Annotated in this window: 13 protein-coding genes; 11 read left to right on the forward strand and 2 right to left on the reverse strand. The window is 65.2% G+C overall.

Annotated elements, in window-relative coordinates; translation table 11 throughout:
• Positions 1-27: 27 nt before the first annotated feature.
• Positions 28-513: a hypothetical protein gene (locus tag CH302_RS07790; protein ID WP_037190011.1), complete on the reverse strand. Its 486-nt coding sequence runs from the start codon at positions 511-513 to the stop codon at positions 28-30.
• A 184-nt stretch (positions 514-697) separates the two neighbouring features.
• Here CH302_RS07790 and arc point away from each other — a divergent pair, with 184 nt between their 5' ends.
• The 5 genes from arc (at position 698) to prcA (ending at position 6,138) form a co-directional block, all read left to right on the forward strand.
• Positions 698-2,461 carry a proteasome ATPase gene (arc, locus tag CH302_RS07795; RefSeq protein ID WP_037190008.1) on the forward strand — a complete coding sequence of 588 codons (1,764 nt, stop codon included), beginning with the start codon at positions 698-700 and terminating at the stop codon, positions 2,459-2,461.
• Positions 2,462-2,541: 80 nt separating this feature from the next.
• The gene (gene dop, locus CH302_RS07800; protein WP_037189306.1) at positions 2,542-4,041 is read left to right on the forward strand and encodes a depupylase/deamidase Dop; all 1,500 of its coding nucleotides are present in this window, start codon (positions 2,542-2,544) and stop codon (positions 4,039-4,041) included.
• A gap of 194 nt (positions 4,042-4,235) precedes the next feature.
• Positions 4,236-4,430 carry a ubiquitin-like protein Pup gene (locus tag CH302_RS07805; RefSeq protein ID WP_008716348.1) on the forward strand — a complete coding sequence of 65 codons (195 nt, stop codon included), beginning with the start codon at positions 4,236-4,238 and terminating at the stop codon, positions 4,428-4,430.
• Complete coding sequence (prcB, locus tag CH302_RS07810) at positions 4,427-5,368, forward strand: proteasome subunit beta (protein WP_037189305.1); 942 nt, start codon at positions 4,427-4,429, stop codon at positions 5,366-5,368. Before CH302_RS07805 ends, prcB begins: the two co-directional genes overlap by 4 nt.
• Positions 5,365-6,138: a proteasome subunit alpha gene (gene prcA / locus CH302_RS07815; protein ID WP_037189304.1), complete on the forward strand. Its 774-nt coding sequence runs from the start codon at positions 5,365-5,367 to the stop codon at positions 6,136-6,138. The genes prcB and prcA overlap by 4 nt, the downstream gene beginning before the upstream one ends.
• A gap of 33 nt (positions 6,139-6,171) precedes the next feature.
• On the opposite strand, the gene CH302_RS07820 is transcribed toward prcA, so the two are convergent.
• Positions 6,172-7,641 carry a bifunctional phosphatase PAP2/diacylglycerol kinase family protein gene (locus CH302_RS07820; RefSeq protein WP_037190002.1) on the reverse strand — a complete coding sequence of 490 codons (1,470 nt, stop codon included), beginning with the start codon at positions 7,639-7,641 and terminating at the stop codon, positions 6,172-6,174.
• Positions 7,642-7,739: 98 nt separating this feature from the next.
• Between CH302_RS07820 and pafA the strand changes: the two genes are divergently transcribed.
• The 6 genes from pafA (at position 7,740) to CH302_RS07850 (ending at position 15,381) form a co-directional block, all read left to right on the forward strand.
• Positions 7,740-9,098, forward strand: coding sequence for a Pup--protein ligase (pafA, locus tag CH302_RS07825; protein WP_170944814.1), 1,359 nt, complete (start codon positions 7,740-7,742; stop codon positions 9,096-9,098).
• Between the two features lie 61 nt (positions 9,099-9,159).
• A complete protein-coding gene (locus CH302_RS07830) occupies positions 9,160-10,152 on the forward strand; it encodes a helix-turn-helix transcriptional regulator (protein WP_037189303.1) in 993 nt (330 codons plus the stop codon).
• The gene (locus CH302_RS07835; protein ID WP_037189302.1) at positions 10,149-11,144 is read left to right on the forward strand and encodes a helix-turn-helix transcriptional regulator; all 996 of its coding nucleotides are present in this window, start codon (positions 10,149-10,151) and stop codon (positions 11,142-11,144) included. Before CH302_RS07830 ends, CH302_RS07835 begins: the two co-directional genes overlap by 4 nt.
• Before the next feature lie 86 nt (positions 11,145-11,230).
• Positions 11,231-11,497, forward strand: coding sequence for a Sec-independent protein translocase subunit TatA (gene tatA / locus CH302_RS07840; RefSeq protein WP_037189301.1), 267 nt, complete (start codon positions 11,231-11,233; stop codon positions 11,495-11,497).
• A gap of 110 nt (positions 11,498-11,607) precedes the next feature.
• A complete protein-coding gene (gene tatC / locus CH302_RS07845; RefSeq protein ID WP_037189300.1) occupies positions 11,608-12,579 on the forward strand; it encodes a twin-arginine translocase subunit TatC in 972 nt (323 codons plus the stop codon).
• A gap of 27 nt (positions 12,580-12,606) precedes the next feature.
• Positions 12,607-15,381: a DEAD/DEAH box helicase gene (locus CH302_RS07850; protein WP_052047487.1), complete on the forward strand. Its 2,775-nt coding sequence runs from the start codon at positions 12,607-12,609 to the stop codon at positions 15,379-15,381.
• Positions 15,382-15,423 lie beyond the last annotated feature (42 nt).

A 15,423-nucleotide genomic window follows, 5' to 3' on the forward strand; every position in this document is an offset into this window, starting at 1 on the left:
CCGCCACCGGCGATTCCCGACCTCGGTCTAGGCGCAGGGAGCCTGCCCCATCGCGAGGATCTGGCAGGTGCTGGCATCGGAAAGCTTCCAGTCGCCGTCGATCAGCACCCAGGTCTGCGGGGACGGAGCTGCCGTTCCCCGAGGCGTGGCAATAGCGACGTCAGCGGTGGATGTCTCGCCCTCGACCGTCGGTTCGGCCACCTCGAAGGTGATCGCGCCGTAGTTCGCCAGGGCCGCGGTCATCGTTTCGAGGTTGGTCAAGCGTGCCTGTCCGTTCTCGACCGCGGCCGCCTTCGTCGCCGCGTCGACGTCCGGGGCCACCAGCTGCAGCAGAGATGCTTCGAGTTCGCCGGAGGTCGGCGGCGTGACGGCGGGTGCATCGGTTGCCGTGGCGCTGCTCTCGGCGGCCGACGTCGAATTGTGATCGGTCCGATCGGATTCGTCGGCCGAGCTGCACCCGGCTACCGACATCACTGCTGCCGCGAGCGCGACACCTGCCGAGAAAATGCGCATCTTCACTGGTGAAGCCCCTGATTCCGTGGTCGGTCCGCTGTTTGGTCAGGTGAGGCTAACATGAACTCGACCGACGCTCGGGTGCGGTCGAACACACTGCTTCTCCGTCCCGATCGTGGTGTCGGTCCGCACATTCGGGCCGGTGCCGGTAGCGTTGATAGATCGTCACTGGGAGGAGTCGCTCATGAGCTCAACAGACAATCCGGATGTGGCCGCGGCCAGAGCCGAACTGGACGCCGTGCGAGCCGAAGCTGCTTCACTGCGCCGTCAACTGGGGGAGTCCCCCGAGCAGGTACGCGAACTCGAAGGTCGCGTCGATTCGCTCTCGCTCCGCAACGCGAAGCTGATGGACACCCTGAAAGAGGCCAGGCAACAGCTCATCGCGCTCCGCGAGGAAGTGGACCGCCTCGGCCAACCACCGAGCGGCTACGGCGTTCTGCTGAGCGTCTTCGACGACGGAACGGTCGACGTGTTCACCTCCGGACGCAAGATGCGGCTGACGTGCTCACCCAACATCGAGGCCGACTCGCTGGCACCGGGACAGACGGTGCGCCTGAACGAAGCGTTGACCATCGTCGAGGCCTGCACCTTCGACCAGGTCGGCGAGATCAGCACTCTGCGTGAGCTTCTGGGCGATGGATCGAGGGCGCTCGTCGTCGGTCATGCCGACGAGGAGCGAGTCGTGTGGCTGGCCAAGCCGTTGATCGACATGGTCAACGACGAGGGTCCCGTCGACCCGGACGAACCGTCCCGCAAACTGCGCCCGGGCGATTCCCTGCTCGTCGACACCAAGGCCGGCTACGCCTTCGAGCGAGTCCCCAAGGCCGAAGTGGAGGACCTGGTCCTCGAAGAGGTGCCGGACGTCGGGTACGAGGACATCGGTGGTCTCGGTCGACAGATCGAGCAGATTCGCGACGCCGTGGAACTCCCGTTCCTGCACAAGGATCTGTTTCGCGAATACTCGCTGCGTCCGCCCAAGGGTGTTCTGCTCTACGGTCCTCCCGGCTGCGGAAAGACGTTGATCGCCAAGGCTGTTGCCAATTCGTTGGCCAAGAAGATCGCCGAGGCACGCGGGCAGGACGCCAAGGAAGCGAAGTCGTTCTTCCTCAACATCAAGGGCCCCGAACTGCTCAACAAGTTCGTCGGCGAGACCGAACGTCACATCCGCATGATCTTCCAGCGAGCACGGGAGAAGGCGTCCGAGGGCACCCCGGTCATCGTGTTCTTCGACGAGATGGACTCGATCTTCCGCACCCGTGGTTCGGGAGTCTCGTCCGACGTCGAGACGACGGTCGTTCCGCAGCTGCTCGCCGAGATCGACGGCGTGGAGGGGCTCGAGAACGTCATCGTGATCGGTGCCTCCAACCGTGAGGACATGATCGACCCCGCGATCCTGCGGCCCGGTCGCCTGGACGTCAAGATCAAGATCGAGCGGCCCGACGCCGAATCGGCACAGGACATCTTCTCCAAGTACCTGACCGATTCGCTGCCGGTCAACGCCGACGATGTCGCAGAGTTCGGTGGAGACCGCGCTGCGTGCATCCGAGGGATGATCGACCGCGTCGTCGAGCGCATGTACGCCGAAAGCGACGACAACCGCTTCCTCGAGGTCACGTATGCCAACGGAGACAAGGAAGTTCTGTACTTCAAGGACTTCAACTCCGGTGCCATGATCCAGAACATCGTCGACCGCGCGAAGAAGTACGCCATCAAATCGGTACTGGAAACCGGCAACGGCGGTCTACGAATTCAGCACCTGTTCGACTCCATCGTCGACGAGTTCGCCGAGAACGAAGATCTGCCGAACACCACGAACCCGGACGACTGGGCTCGAATCTCCGGCAAGAAGGGCGAGCGGATCGTCTACATCCGCACGCTGGTCACCGGCAAGAACGCCAGCGCGAGCCGGGCGATCGACACCGAGGCCAACACCGGCCAGTACCTGTAGATCCTGCACAGAGCAGTATCGGGGCGCGTCCGCACAGGGCGCGCCCCGATCTGTGTCCAGGTGCCGTCTAGGCTCGACTCATGCAGCGCATCATCGGTATCGAGGTCGAGTACGGCATTTCTTCGCCCACCGAGCCCACCGCCAATCCGATCCTGACGTCGACCCAGGCAGTGTTGGCCTACGCGGCCGCGGCAGGGGTACCGCGGGCCAAGCGCACGCGCTGGGATTACGAGGTCGAGTCGCCTCTGCGTGACGCTCGCGGCTTCGACCTCGGACGCTTCAGCGGCCCCGCCCCGGTGATCGACGCCGACGAGATCGGCGCAGCCAACATGATTCTCACCAACGGTGCTCGCCTGTACGTCGATCACGCTCACCCCGAGTACTCCGCTCCGGAGGTACGCGACCCGCTGGATGCAGTGATCTGGGACAAAGCAGGCGAGCGCGTGATGGAAGCTGCCGCCCGCCATGCGTCGAGCGTCCCGGGAGCACCGCGCCTTCAGCTGTACAAGAACAACGTCGACGGTAAGGGTGCGTCGTACGGCACCCACGAGAACTACCTGATGTCGCGCGAGACACCGTTCTCGGCCGTCGTCGCCGGTCTGTCGCCGTTCTTCGCCTCGCGGCAGGTCATCACCGGGTCGGGACGTGTCGGAATCGGCCAGTCCGGTGACGAAGCTGGCTTCCAGCTCTCGCAGCGGGCGGACTACATCGAGGTGGAGGTGGGCCTGGAGACCACCCTCAAGCGCGGCATCATCAACACGCGCGACGAACCGCACGCGGATGCGGACAAGTACCGCCGCCTGCACTGCATCATCGGCGACGCGAATCTCGCCGAGATGTCGACCTACCTCAAGGTCGGCACCACAGCGCTCGTGCTCGACCTCATCGAAGCGGGGGTCGACCTGTCCGATCTGCAGCTGGCCAGGCCGGTGACCGCAGTCCATCAGATCAGCCACGATCCGACGCTGCGCAAGGCCGTCGCTCTCGCCGACGGCCGCGAACTGACCGGTCTTGCGCTGCAGCGGATCTACCACCAGCGCGTCGCGAAATTCGTGGCTGCCGAAGGCAGCGACGATGCGCGCGCACTGGACGTGCTCGACAAGTGGGCCATGGTTCTCGACCTTCTCGAACGAGATCCGATGGAGTGCGCCCATCTGCTGGACTGGCCCGCGAAACTGCGCCTGCTCGAAGGATTCCGCCAGCGGGAGGGGCTCGGGTGGTCGGCTCCGCGGCTGCATCTGGTCGACCTGCAATACTCCGATGTGCGGCTGGACAAAGGCCTCTACAACCGGCTGGTTGCTCGTGGGTCGATGGATCGACTGGTCACCGAGCAGCAGGTACTCGATGCCGTCGGCACCCCGCCGGACGATACGAGGGCGTACTTCCGCGGCGAGTGCCTACGCAAGTTCGGGGCCGACATCGCCGCAGCGAGCTGGGACTCGGTCATCTTCGATCTCGGCGGCGACTCCCTCGTTCGTATCCCGACCCTCGAGCCGCTCAGAGGCACCAAAGCGCACGTCGGGGCACTGCTCGAGTCGGTCGACAGCGCCGCGGAACTCGTCGATCAGCTCACCAACTGACGCACCCGAGAACCGGTGCCGACTATTCGCGGTGTCTTGCCAACCGGCGGAGTCGGTCTGTCGGTAGGGTAAAGGTCCGTGCACTTTCGGCGGAACGTTCGGTTGCACTTGCACATCCACGACGGTGCACCTGGAATCGACCGGTGAGAGTGCAGTAGATCTGTTTTCTCGATATACGGAGGAGGTCGGCGACTATGGCACAGGAGCAGACACGGCGCTCTGGCGGCGGCGACGACGATGAGGTTCCCGGCGACACCGGAGCCGGTGGTCAGGAACGACGCGAGAAGCTGGCCGAGGAGACCGACGACCTTCTCGACGAGATCGACGACGTGCTCGAGGAAAACGCCGAGGACTTCGTCCGCGCCTACGTTCAGAAGGGCGGCCAGTGACGGTGGATCGTTCGGACCCACGGTCGGTCGGCGACGGCACGGCGATCCCCTTCGGGTCGAGCAGCTCGTCGTTCTCCGATTACCTGCGCCAGCACGCCCCTCATCTGTTGCCCGAGAGCGGTATCGCAGCGGATCTGGCGTCTCACACCGCGAACGGCGGCTCGGACAAGTCCGGCATCGCTCCGCACGGGACGACGATCGTCGCACTGACCTACGCGGGCGGAGTTCTGATCGCCGGTGATCGGCGTGCCACGCAAGGCAATCTGATCGCCAATCGCGACATGCAGAAGGTCTACGTCACCGACGACTACTCCGCCGCGGGCATCGCCGGGACGGCAGGCATCGCGATCGAACTGGTACGGCTCTTCGCCGTCGAACTCGAGCACTACGAGAAGATCGAAGGCGTGCCGCTCACGTTCAACGGCAAGGCCAACAAGCTGTCGTCGATGGTGCGAAGCAACCTCGGTGCCGCGATGCAGGGGCTCGCCGCCGTCCCGTTGCTGGTCGGATTCGACATCGACATCTCGGATCCGGACCGAGCCGGACGGATCGTGTCCTACGACGTGGTCGGTGGGCGATACGAGGAGCGTTCGGGCTACCACGCGGTGGGATCGGGATCGCTGTTCGCCAAGTCCGCGCTCAAGAAGCTCTATCGCCCCGGAATGACCGAGGAGGAGGCGATACGTGCGGCGGTGGAATCGCTGTACGACGCCGCCGACGACGATTCGGCCACCGGTGGTCCCGACGTCACCCGCGGGATCTACCCGACGGCCGTCGCCATCACCAGCGTCGGGGCGGACGATGTTGCGCACGAGAGGATTTCGGCTGCAGCTCGGTCCGTCCTCGCGGAGCGAACCGAGAGTGCAGCGCATTCCGGCGGTGCCGAGCATCACACCCGGGCCGGCCAGCAAGTGAGCGAAGGGGGTAGCGCACCATGACGATGCCGTACTACGCATCCGCCGAACAGATCATGCGCGATCGTTCGGAGTTGGCGCGCAAGGGAATCGGCCGCGGCCGCAGCGTCATCGTGCTGACGTACGCGGACGGGGTCCTGTTCGTGGCCGAGAACCGTTCGACAGCGTTGCACAAGGTGAGCGAACTCTACGACCGGATCGGCTTCGCGGCCGTGGGCAAGTACAACGAGTTCGAGAACCTGCGCAAGGCCGGTATTCAGCACGCCGACATCAAGGGATACACCTACGATCGGCGTGACGTGACCGGCCGTTCGCTCGCCAAGACGTATGCGCAGGCACTCGGCTCGATCTTCACCGAGCAGCTCAAGCCGTACGAGGTCGAGATCTGTGTCGCGGAGGTGTCGCATCAGGACGAGCCGATCGCGACGCAGCTCTACCGCATCACCTACGACGGATCCATCGTCGACGAGCAGGATTTCGTCGTCATGGGCGGGACGACCGAGCCGATCGTGGCTGCACTGAAGGACACGTACCGCTCCGGGCTCGATCTCGCCGACGCGGTTCGCGTTGCCGTCGACGCACTCACGGCAGGTCCGGCGACACCGCCTGCGGCGGGCGGCGAGCCGGAGAAGAAGGTTCTCGAGGTGTCGGCGCTCGAGGTTGCGGTGCTGGACCAGGGGCGGCCGCGACGAGCGTTCAGACGCATTGCCGGAGCTGCGTTGGAGGACATGTTGCCGACGCCGACTGCGGCGGTCGAGACGGTACCCGACACCGAGGGTGCACCGCCTTCCTGACGGTCGGTCCCCACACTCGTACGGCCTCGTGCGCTACCGCTTCCGGTAGAGCGCGAGGCCGTTCTTGTCACTGGTGAACTCGAACGACGTTCCGTCGCCCACCACTTCGCCGTCGGCCGCGAGCGCGACGGCGGCACCCTCCACCTCGACGGTCAGCTTCTTCACCGCTCGACGGACGTAGGCGGGCGACGAGCCGAGGGTGCCGGTCAACGTTGCACACAGCAGTCTGGTCCTGGATGCCTTCGGCTCCGACGGCAGAAACCGAACATCGAGCGTTCCGGTGTGAATGCTGCTGCGAGACATGGGGACTTGGTCTGTCGGTACGTAGTTGCCGTTACCGACGAACAGCATCCAGACCGAGTGCCTGGTGCCGTCGAGCCGGATGTTCAGCGGTTCGGCAGCAGCCAGCACCCTCGTCATCGCGATCGCGGCGGCCGGCCATTTGCCGATTCGGCGCTGCAGCTTCTGACGCAGCCGCACCGAGTCGGGGTAGCCACCGAATGTGGCGGTGTTGACGAACGACACGCTGCGGCCGTCGACGGACACCTCGGCGATGTCCACCAGTTCGGCGGTGCCCGCTTCGACGGCAGCAGCAGTGTCCTCCACGACGGTCAGCCCGGTGTCGCGAGCGAAGTGGTTGAGGGTGCCACCCGGAAATGCTGCGAGCGGCAAGCCGTTCCGCACCGCCGATGCGGCAACACTGACCACCGTGCCGTCGCCACCGCAGACACCGAGGGCGCGCGGAGACGTGCTTCGAATCCGCTGCTCCAGTTGCTCGTTGAAGTCCTGATCGGGATCGGGCACGAACAGATCGGCGTCGGGAAGTGCTCGACGGATCGCATCGGGCACCGCTTCCGAATCGTCGCCCGAACCCGGATTGACCAGCACCAGCAGCCCCCGGCCGCCGTGCAGTGGCTCGACCTCGGCCGGGGAGCCCAGATCGGCGGGCTTTTCCGACCGCACGGCCCACCAGCGACGGGTGGACAATGCGATGGCCGAGCCGAGAGCGGCACCGGCGATGACGTCCGTCGGCCAATGCACCCCGACGTGGACCCGCGAATAACACACCGCGGCCGCGACGGGTGCCAGCAGCGCGCCCGCCACCGGGGATTCGATCGCCACCGCCGTGACGAACGCAGCCGCCGACGCCGAATGCCCGGAGGGAAACGACGACGACACCGGCGGAGCCAGGACCTGGCGCAGGACGGGAACCGACTCGGAATCGGGACGAGTCCTTGGGAACAGCGGTTTGAGCAGCCCGTTCGCCACCGAGCTCGCACCCGCCAGCGCCACGAGACCCCGAACGCCGCCGCGTCGGGCCGGGCCACCTGCAGCCACGAGAAGTGCGGCCGCGCCGAGCCACAGACGACCGTGGTCGGCGGCGTTACTCAGTGCGCGCAGGCCGCCGTCAGCTCTGCTCTGCCGCAGGGCGGCACTTCGAGCGACCAGGGACAGATCCCACGCGTGAACGGTCGTCGAGATCGAGGTGCGCGTGGAAGTCATGACGCCCAGCCTAGGCACGTGCGACGGCATCTTCACGGACGGACGACATCGGGGCGCTCCGACACATCGTTTCGAGGGTTGCGTTGTAGTGTCGAAGTGTGCAGCGACGAATTATGGGCATCGAGACAGAGTTCGGTGTCACATGTACTTTCCACGGACATCGACGGCTGAGTCCGGACGAAGTGGCTCGCTATCTGTTTCGCCGAGTCGTCTCATGGGGTCGCAGCTCGAATGTGTTCCTTCGCAACGGTGCCCGCCTGTACCTCGACGTGGGCTCGCACCCCGAGTACGCCACCGCCGAGTGCGACAGTCTGCTGCAGTTGGTCACCCATGACCGCGCCGGCGAGCGGGTCTTGGAAGACCTGCTCATAGACGCCGAGCAGCGCCTGGCAGAAGAGGGCATCGGGGGCGATATCTATCTGTTCAAGAACAACACCGACTCGGCGGGAAACTCCTACGGCTGCCACGAGAACTTCCTCGTCCAGCGTGCCGGTGAGTTCTCCCGAATCTCGGACGTGCTGCTGCCGTTCCTGGTCACGCGCCAGTTGATCTGTGGCGCAGGCAAGGTACTCCAGACGCCGAAGGCTGCGACGTTCTGCCTGTCGCAGCGCGCCGAGCACATCTGGGAAGGCGTCTCCTCGGCAACCACTCGTTCCCGGCCGATCATCAACACTCGCGACGAACCGCACGCCGACGCCGAGAAGTACCGCCGCCTGCACGTCATCGTGGGCGACTCGAACATGGCCGAGACGTCGACGATGCTCAAGGTCGGAACGGCAGCCCTCGTTCTCGAAATGATCGAGGCGGGTGTGTCCTTCCGAGATTTCGCATTGGACAATCCGATTCGCGCCATCCGCGAGGTCAGTCACGATCTCACCGGACGGCGTCCCGTTCGACTGGCCGGGGGACGACAGGCCAGCGCCCTCGACATTCAGCGCGAGTACTACGCACGAGCCGTCGAGCACCTCAAGACGCGCGAGCCGAACACTCAGGTGGAACAGGTCGTCGACCTGTGGGGACGAACGCTCGACGCCATCGAGACCCAGGATTTCGCGAAGGTGGACACCGAGATCGACTGGGTCATCAAGCGCAAACTGTTCCAGCGTTACCAAGACCGGTACTCGATGGAGCTGTCCGATCCCAAGATCGCTCAGTTGGACCTGGCTTACCACGACATCAAGCGCGGCCGGGGAGTGTTCGACCTGTTGCAGCGCAAAGGGTTGGCCAAGCGCGTCACCGAGGACGAACAGATCGACGAGGCCGTGGACCTGCCGCCCCAGACCACCCGAGCCAAGCTGCGCGGAGAATTCATCACGGCCGCCCAGGAGGCAGGTCGCGACTTCACGGTCGACTGGGTGCACCTCAAGCTCAACGATCAGGCTCAGCGAACCGTGCTCTGCAAGGATCCGTTCCGCTCGGTCGACGAGCGAGTGGAGAGGCTGATCGCGTCGATGTAGTGCCCGACGCAGTCGGGTCGTTACCGCTGCGGCCACCCACGAGCAACTAGGCTCGACTGTCGTGGCCACCACCAAAGTCGAACGCCTGATGAATCTGGTCATCTGTCTGCTGTCGACACGTCAGTTCCTCACCGCGGAGTGGATCCGCGAGAGCGTTGCCGGATACGACGACTCCACCAGCCACGAAGCGTTCAGCAGGATGTTCGAGCGGGACAAGAACGAACTGCGTGACCTCGGTGTCCCGTTGGAGACCGGTACCGCCACCAGATTCGGTGGCGTCGAGGGCTATCGCATCAACCGCGATGCCTACGAACTGCCCGACATCGACCTCACCAGCGAGGAATCGGCCGCCGTCGCGGTCGCCGTCAAGCTGTGGGAGTCGCCCGAACTCACCTCCGCGGCACAGAGTGCGTTGCTCAAACTCCGAGCCGCGGGAATTCAGGTCGACCAGAACGAGTCCGCCGCGTCGGTGACCGCGGTTCCCGCACGCACTCGCGGCTCCGAACCTGCGCTGGGTGCCTTGCTGGCCGCGATCGACGACGGCAAGTCGGTGCGGTTCCAACACCGCCCGTCGTTGACCGAGCCGTTCACCACCAGAACCGTCCAGCCCTGGGGTGTCGTGACGTTTCGCGGTCGCTGGTATCTGGTGGGACACGACGTGGACCGCAACGACACCCGCACGTTTCGCCTCTCCCGAATCGGCGACGAGGTCAAGTCGTTCGGCACCCCGCAGAGCGTCCGCAGGCCCGACGGCGTCGATCTGCAGGACATCGTCCGTCGAGTCGCGGGTACGTCCTCGGTATCGGGCACGGCCCGGGTATGGCTGCACGACGGAAGGGCGCTGGAATTGCGCAGGATGGGAACGGTGGTCGGCGTGCAGAGCCTCGGTACCCGCAGCGGCACTGTCGTCGAGGTGCCCGTGCGGTCCTGGGATTGGATCTCGCGGTTGATCGCAGGTCACGGAGCGGATGCGGTGGTACTCGAACCCGCCGAGCTGCGCGCAGACGTGATCTCGACCCTGCAGACAGCGGCCGACGTGGAGAACGAGCGATGAGCGCGCGACTGTCGGTTCGGCTGGCCAGGTTGCTCAACATGGTGCCGTTCTTCATGGCGAATCCCGGGTTGAGCGCCGAGGAGGCCGCGCGGGAGCTGGGGGTGTCGACGGCGACGCTGATGGCCGATCTCAATCAGCTCTGGATGTGCGGTCTGCCCGGCTACGGCCCGGGTGATCTGATCGATCTGTCATTCTCCGAGGAGAGCATCGACGTGACGTTCTCCGCCGGGATCGATCGACCGCTACGCCTGACGTCGACCGAGGCGACGGCTCTGTTGGTTGCGCTTCGATCTCTGACGTCGATGCCCGGCATGGTCGACCCGTCCGCCGCTCAGCGAGCGATCGCGAAGATCGAGACCGCAGCAGGCTCGGCGGCGGCCAACGTGCCACTTTCGTCCGATCACGACGGAGCAGGTGCAGAGGAGGGCCCGGTCTCGAGTACCGTCCGATCTGCCCTGCGTCACCGGCACGCGTTGGAACTGACCTACTACTCCGCGTCGCGGGATGTGGTCACCGAGCGAACCGTCGACCCGATCAGGACGGTGGTCGTCGACGACCACAGCTACGTGCAGGCGTGGTGCCGAAGCGCCGAGGGAGTTCGACTGTTCCGGTTCGACCGCATCGACTCGGCCACCGAGCTCGACGAACCGGCTGCGCCGCCGGAATCGGTGCAGGACGAGGACGCCTTCGAGATCTTCAACGACGATCCCTCGCTGTCGCAGGCGCGGCTGAAGGTGTCGCCTGCCTTCACCTGGATCCTGGACTACTACCCGATGACACAGGTCGCTGCGGATGCGGACGGGTCGATAGTGGTCACGATGCGGTTCGCGACGCTGCAGTGGATGACTCGGTTGACGTTGGGCTTCGGCGGCGGCGTCACGGTACTGGCACCTGAATCCTTGGTGAACTCCGTCCGCGACCGAGCGCGTTCGGCCCTGGATGCGTACGCCGAGCTCGACGCCACCGGCGTGGACGGCACCGTCGCCACATGAACGCGGGGCAAACCCGCGGCCGCCGCTGCCGGAGGCGGTACCCGCGGTCGGGTACGCTCGATTCATCTGATCTGTAGGAGGTTCGCATGGGATTCACCAGTCCCTGGCACTGGGCCATCGTTGCGGTGGTCGTCATCATTCTGTTCGGTTCCAAGAAGCTGCCCGAGGCTGCTCGCGGACTCGGCCGGTCGTTGCGCATCTTCAAGAGCGAGGTGAAGGAGATGCAGAACGACGGCAAGTCGGACGCCGACACTGCGACGGCACAGCAGCCGACCGCTCCCGCACAGCTGCCCTCGCCTGCGCCCGTCGTGCAGCCGAACAGCGAGACCCAGCACGACGCCAAGTCTGCCTGAGCGCACGGCCGCTCAGCACACCTTCGGTGCCAAGTGGCACCGAAGGTTCACTGCTGTCGGTGACGGCCCTCCGCCGCCGTCCGACCGAAGAAGGCTGACCGTAGAACACCATGCGCATTCCGTTCGATCCGCGGCGTAGCAAGCGCCGAGTCAATCCCGACGGCACCATGTCGTTGGTCGATCACCTGTACGAGCTGCGAACCCGGCTCCTGTGGTCGTTGGTAGCAGTTGCAGTGACGACTGCTTTCGGGTTCTTCTGGTACTCGCACACCATCTTCGGCGTCGAGAGCCTCGGCGACCTCCTACGGGGTCCCTACTGCACGCTCGATCCCAGCCTTCGCGCGAATCTGAGCAACGACGACCAGTGTCGTCTGCTGGCGACCGGACCGTTCGATCAGTTCCTGTTGCGATTCAAGGTCGCGTTCACCGCCGGTGTCGTGCTGGCCTGCCCCATCTGGCTGTATCAGATCTGGGCCTTCATCACTCCCGGCCTGTACGCCAACGAACGCCGGCACGCGGTGTCGTTCGTCTCCGCAGCGGCAGCGCTGTTCGTCGCCGGAGCCGTCCTGGCCTACTTCGTGGTCGCCAAAGGCCTGCACTTCCTGCTCTCCATCGGTGACAACGTGCAGATCACTGCCCTGAGCGGCGATCAGTACTTCGGATTCCTGATCAACCTCCTCATCATCTTCGGCGTCAGTTTCGAGATTCCGTTGCTGGTCGTCGCCCTGAATTTTGTCGGCGTACTCACCTACGAGCGACTCAAGGCATGGCGTCGAGGTCTCATCTTCGGGCTGTTCGTCTTCGCGGCCATCGCAACTCCGGGGCAGGACCCGTTCTCGATGCTGGCCTTGGCCTTGGCGTTGACGGTTCTCTTCGAGATGGCAGTGCAGATTGCGCGGATTCACGACAAGCGTAAGTTGCGCAAGAGAAGAGACGAATGGGGTGATGTGTCAGATGACGAAGCAACACGTATCGAAGGCGCAAGTACGATCGAGTCCCCACACGCTGTCGCTCCGACACCGCCGCCCAGCGGATTCGGTGCTGCGACCCGCACCCAGTCACAGTACGACGACACCATCTGATTCCGGCCGCTTCGTTGGGACCAGCGCATGACGGAGACTACGGCGGACGTCCAGCTGAGTCCGAAACCTACTCAGCTGCAACGCTTCTCGGCCGAACTCGGTTTCCCGCTCGATCGGTTCCAGGTCGATGCATGTACTGCTCTGGAGAACGGCCACGGCGTTCTGGTCTGTGCCCCCACCGGTGCCGGCAAGACCGTCATCGGCGAGTTCGCGGTGCACCTGGCGCTCGCCGCGGGACGGAAGTGCTTCTACACCACCCCGATCAAGGCGCTGAGCAACCAGAAGTTCGCCGAGCTGACCGCGCGGTACGGGCGCGACACGGTCGGGCTGCTGACCGGAGACTCGTCGATCAACCCCGATGCCCCCATCGTCATCATGACGACGGAAGTGCTGCGCAACATGCTCTACGCGTCATCGGACGCGTTGCGGGGCCTCTCGCACGTCGTCATGGACGAGGTGCACTACCTGGCCGACCGTTTCCGAGGCGCGGTGTGGGAAGAGGTCATCCTGCATCTGTCCGACGACGTTCGACTGGTCAGCCTGTCGGCAACGGTGAGCAACGCCGAGGAGTTCGGTGCCTGGATGAGCACGGTTCGCGGTGACACCTCCGTCGTGGTGGACGAGAACCGCCCGGTGCCCCTCTCTCAGCACATCATGGTGGGCCGCCGATTGTTCGATCTGTTCGACACGCGAGCCCAGTCTGCCGACGGCAGCCAGAAGATCGTCGTCGATCGGGAACTCGTCCGGCACGTCAAACAGCGTCAGTCCCTCGACTCGATGGACCGCTGGCACGCTCCACACAGCAGAGGCCGCGGCGGTCGGTCAGGCGGCGGCGGTCGAGGTGGCGGCCATGGCAGTGGCGCGAACAACCGCCCGCTGGCCCGTCCCGATGTGATAGCCAAGCTCGACGAAGAGGGTCTGCTCCCTGCGATCACCTTCATCTTCAGCCGCGCCGGGTGCGACGGCGCTCTGACCCAGTGCATGCGTTCGCGGCTGGTGTTGACCACGCCCGAGCAGGCGGAGGAAATTCGGTACATCGTCGAGAAGCACACCTCGGAGCTGCCGCGCGAGGACCTGGAGGTTCTGGGTTTCTGGGAGTGGCGCGACGCACTCGAGCGCGGATTCGCCGCCCATCACGCCGGGATGTTGCCGGTCTTCCGGCACACCGTCGAGGAGTTGTTCGTCAAGGGCCTGGTCCGGGCGGTGTTCGCCACCGAGACGTTGGCTCTCGGGATCAACATGCCTGCCCGAACCGTCGTGCTCGAGAAGCTGGTCAAGTTCAACGGTGAGACACACGCCGAGTTGACGCCGGGGGAGTACACCCAGCTGACCGGCCGGGCCGGACGCCGCGGCATCGATGTCGAAGGACATGCCGTCGTGCTGTGGCAGCCGGGCACGGAGCCGACCGAGGTCGCGGGTCTGGCGTCGACCCGTACGTTCCCGCTGCGCAGTTCGTTCGCGCCGGCGTACAACATGTCGATCAACCTGATCGAGCAGTTCGGTGCGGCCGATTCGCGTCTGTTGCTCGAAAGGTCGTTCGCACAGTTCCAGGCCGACCGCTCCGTCGTCGGGATGGTTCGCGGTATCGAGAAGAACATGCAGACGCTGGAGGCGCTCGGTGCACGCCTCGGCGGCCCCGACGGGGAGTACTTCGAGTATGCGCGGCTGCGCGAACGACTGAAGGATCGCGAGAAGACCCTCGAACGCCAGAACAGATCCGATCGGCGAGACAAGGCAGTCGATTCGCTGCGCGCACTGCGCCGCGGCGATGTGATCTCGGTGCCGACCGGTCGCCGCAGCGGCCTTGCCGTGGTTCTCGAGCCCGATGACGACCGAGCCGATCCGCGTCCGCTCGTACTGACCGAGGACAAGTGGGCCGGCCGACTCTCGGCAGCGGACTTCCCTTCTCCTGCCACACCTCTGGGCACCATGCGGCTGCCCCGTTTTGTCGACCATCGCACGGCGAAGACCAGGCGAGACCTCGCAACCGCCCTGGTGACGCGCGGAATCTCGCAGCCGTCGGACCGCATCCGACGCAAATCGACCGCAGCGGACGACAAGGAACTGGCCACCCTTCGACGAGCCATCCGATCGCATCCGGTGCACGCGCGCCCCGACCGCGACGAGCTCGGCCGCACCGGTGAGCGATACAACCGGTTGGCGCGAGAAACCGAAACGATGCGGCAGAAGGTATCGGCGACGACGAACTCCCTCGCCCGGACCTTCGACCGCATCCTGGCCTTGCTCGCCGACCGCGGTTACGTGACGGCAGGCAAGGATCCGAAGGTCACCGACGACGGCGCGCGGCTGAGTCGGATCTATTCCGAGTCCGATCTGCTGGTCGCCGAATGCTTGCGCGGCGGCCTGTGGCAGGGCCTTTCTCCGGCGGAACTGGCGGCCGTGGTCTCGGCTGTGGTCTACGAGTCCAGGTCGGAGGGTGACATCACTCCGCACGGTCCGACGGGTCCGATTCGACACGCGCTGACCGAGACCGTGCGGGTGTGGCACGAGCTGCGGTCCGACGAAGTTCGGCACAAGCTTCCCCCGACGAGAGAACCCGACATGGGCTTCGTGAAGGCGATCTACAAGTGGGCGTCGAACCATTCGTTGGTCGATGCTCTCGTCACAGCGGGTGACAACGGCAAAGCACTCTCGGGTGGAGACTTCGTGCGTTGGTGTCGGCAGGTGATCGACCTGTTGGATCAGGTTCGGCTCGCTGCCCCGGAGCCGGAACTGTCGCGAACTGCGGCGCGGGCGATCGCAGCTCTCCGCCGCGGCGTGGTCGCGGTCGATGCCGCATGACGGGACCGAATCCGACTGCCGGGTCGGTACAGCGGCGAGTCG

This window comes from Rhodococcus sp. 15-2388-1-1a (genome assembly GCF_002259145.1).
Taxonomy (GTDB): Bacteria; Actinomycetota; Actinomycetes; order Mycobacteriales; family Mycobacteriaceae; genus Rhodococcoides.